At 68.8% G+C, this 3,552-nt stretch carries 2 protein-coding genes; both read left to right on the plus strand.

Annotated elements, in window-relative coordinates; all coding sequences use genetic code 11:
• On the plus strand, positions 1-180 hold a 180-nt coding region (locus RKP46_RS13515; protein ID WP_311107120.1), incomplete at its 5' end, for a hypothetical protein.
• 296 nt (positions 181-476) lie between these two features.
• Positions 477-3,552 (plus strand): pentapeptide repeat-containing protein (locus RKP46_RS13520; RefSeq protein ID WP_311107121.1); only part of this gene is annotated, 3,076 nt, incomplete at its 3' end.

A 3,552-nucleotide genomic window follows, 5' to 3' on the forward strand; every position in this document is an offset into this window, starting at 1 on the left:
CTGACTCCGGCGGTGCGCAAGGTGCTGTACGATCCAGGCGTGCCTTGGCATGGCAGGCGAAACCAGGCGAATCGCCAGGCCGGGCGCGGACGTTCAGAACGGCGCCGCAACGAGGCGGGAACAGCCGTCGCATTCGTCGCATCAAACCCCGCCGGCGGCGAACGGCGCGGCGACGGCTGACCATGCGCTGCCGGCGGGCAGCGATCCTTTCTGACTCACGCTACGGCGTATCACCGACCCCACCGCCTGCCGATGCGCCGGGAACGTGGCGGGCAGCCAACCGTGCCTTCGTTCGCCGCTCGTGCGAGTCGCGCTTTCCGGGCCCGGCTCAAGGCCGGGGATGCCTTCCTCATCGCAAGAGAAGCGCCCGCAAGCAACAATTCAAGCGTAAATCAAACAGAACAAACATTCGCGCTTGACGCCTCGCCGGGACGCCTTTAGACTGGGCCACTCAGCCTTGCGCGGAGACCGCTCGCATGACCCAGCTCAGCCCGTACTTCGTCCGTAACAGCCTGGAACGACTCAATCCGCACCTGACGGCGGGCTATCGGCGACTGCTGCACGAACTCGTCGGCTGTCTTGACGACGAGGGGCGGGCGCGCGTCGCCGACGTTCATCAGGCGCTTTTCCCGGCGGCCAAGGCGGTGGGCAGCGCCAACGCGCAGTTGAACCGGCTGCAGTCGGAGGTCAACGCGGCGGCGGAAAAGCAGCGGATTCCGCTCGCCATCAGGATCACCGCCGACAAGAAGCTGGGCGCGCAGGGGCGCTGGTTGTGGTTCGAGGGCAGTGTCGAGGCGCCGGCGCCGGCGCATACCGGCGAACTCAACGCGGTGCCGCCGGGGCAGTTGCTGTCCGACCAGCGGGGAATGCCACTCGACCCGCCGGTGGTCGTTCTGCTCACCTTCAACGCGCACGAAACCGCCGCCATCCTGAAGCATTTCTCGCCGGGCGCCAGCCCGCGCAGCGAAACGCGCGAGGGCATCACTTACAACCTGCTTGGCGAGCACGGCGGCATGCGCGTCGTGCATCGGGTCAGCAAGCAGGGCGAGGGTGAAGCGCAGAATGCGGCGAACGACGCCGTTGGCGCGTGGCAGCCGCAGGCGATCATCGCCGTCGGCATCGCTTTCGGCGTCAATCCGCTCAAACAGGAGATCGGCGACGTTCTGATCTCGGAGAACATTCGCGCTTACGAACTGGGGCGGGTCAACGCCGACGGCGGCTTCACGCTGCGTTCGGACAAGCCACCGGCGTCGGTGGCGCTCTATCAGCGTTTTCTGCATCTCGACCAGTGCCGCCGGGCGACCGAGAGCGCCTGCCTGTATTGGCCGGAAGTTCGTTTCGGCACGCTGCTCAGCGGCAACAAGCTGGTCGACAACGTCGATTATCGGCAAGGCTTGCAGAAGCACGAGGCGGAGGCGATCGGCGGCGAGATGGAAGCGGTCGGCATTCATTTCGCCGCTTTCCGCCACCGGGTCGACTGGCTGATCGTCAAAGGCATCTGCGACTGGGCCGACGGCAGCAAGCATAGCCCGAGCAAGGATCGCGATCAGGCGCTCGCCGCCGACCATGCGGCGCTGGTGGTCAAGGCGGCGCTCGATCTCGGTCCGCTCTACGATGGCACGCCACCGGGCGGTGGGCGTACCGACCGTCGCCCGCCGCGGCTGCCGGGCAGCGGGCTGATGGGCCTCGACGATCTGGACCAGATTCCGGAGGGGCGTCGCTTTGCCGATGCGCGCGGCGCGCCAGCCAGCCTGCGCAAGGAACGCGAGGAGGAACTGGCCGCCGATCCGGCGCACGGCGTCGAAGTCCTGCCCTATCTGCGCGCCTGGGTCGAGCAGCCCGACGCGCCGCCGCTGTTCGCGCTGCTCGGCGAATACGGCATGGGCAAGACGATCACCTGCCAGCAACTGGTGCGCCAACTCGAAGCGTCGCGCCGCGACGACCCGACACGGCCGATTCCGCTCTATTTCGACCTGCGCCACGTCACCGGCCTCGACAAGCGCGTTCCCGATCTGCGCGAAACGCTGGAGGAATGCATGCGGCGCGGCTGGCGCGACGACGGCGGCCAGCCCGACTTCAGCCTCAAAAGCCTCCACGACTGGATCGCCCACGGCGCGGTGCTGGTCATCGACGGCCTCGACGAGGTGCTGGTCAAGCTGCGCGCCGCCGATGGCCAGGTATTCACCAACAACCTGCTCAAGCTGCTCGCCGATGCCCAGGCGCGCCGACCCGACGGACCGCCGCTCAAACTGCTGATTTCCTGCCGCACACAGTATTTCCGCAGCCTGCGCGAGCAGCAGAACCACTTCACCGGCCAGGAGCGCGGCGAATACGGCGCCGAACGCTACCGCGCGCTGGTCCTGCTGCCCTTGACCGAGGAACAGGTGCTGCGCTACCTGGCCAGCGCGCTGCCCGAAATGGACGTCGCGCGGCTGCTCGACACCGTGCGTTCGGTGCACAACCTCGAAGAACTGACGCAGCGCCCCTACACGCTGCATCTGGTCGGCGAATTTCTGCCCGACATCGAGCGCGTGCGCGTCGCTGGCCGGCCGGTGCACGGCGTGACGCTCTATCGCCGGCTGGCGCGGCGCTGGCTCGAACGCGACTCCGGCAAGCACCACATCCTGCCCGAGCACAAGATGCAACTGGCGGCGCATCTCGCCGCGCACCTCTGGCTGAGCGGCCAGCGCACGCTGCCGGCGAGCGAACTCGAAGAGTGGTTCCACACCTGGCTCACCGAGCAGCCGCGGCTGCGCGCGCGCTACCAGCACCTGCACCGCGAGCAACTGGAAGAGGATTTGCGCACGGCGACTTTCCTGGCGCGGATCGACGAGCCGGCGGGCAGCGCTTTCCGCTTCGCGCACAGCTCGCTGCAGGAATTCTTTCTCGCCGACCGCCTGTGCGCCGCTGTGCGCGACAAGGACCCGGCCGCCTGGGCGATGCCGCTGCCGAGCCGCGAAACGCTCGACTTCCTCGGCCAGATCCTGGCTGAAGCCGCCGATCCGGCGCTGCTCGCCACGCTGCAGGGCTGGCGGCGCGAATACCGGCCGCGGGTCAGCGAACTGCTGCTCGCCTACGCGCTGCGCGCGCGGGCAAGAGGCTGGCCGCTGCCGATCGTGCACGGCATCCGTCTCGGCGGCGCCGTGCTGCGCGGCTGGGTTTTCGGCGAGGTCGGCGCGGGGGTGGACCAAGGAGAGGACAAAGGAGCGGCGGGTGGCGCGCCGCTGCCCGCGCTCGACCTCGGGCCGGCCGATCTGCGCGGCGCCGACCTGCGCGAAACGCGTTTCGACGGCGTGCGGCTGGCCGGCGCCGATCTGTCGCAGGCGCGGCTAGCGCACGCGCTGTTCATCGGCTGCCGTCTCGACGGGGCCGATTTCTCGGGCGCCGCACTGACCGCGGCGATCTTCCGCCACTGCACGCTGGCCGACAGCCGCTGGAAAGACAGCGCCTTCTATCGCACGCAGTTCCATTTCTGCGCCCCGCCGGCGGCGGCGCCGGCGATGGACGGCGACGGTCTGCATCACGCCTGCGCGCTATTGACGCTGCCCTGGC

Source organism: Accumulibacter sp., assembly GCF_031732815.1.
Taxonomy (GTDB): domain Bacteria; phylum Pseudomonadota; class Gammaproteobacteria; order Burkholderiales; family Rhodocyclaceae; genus Accumulibacter.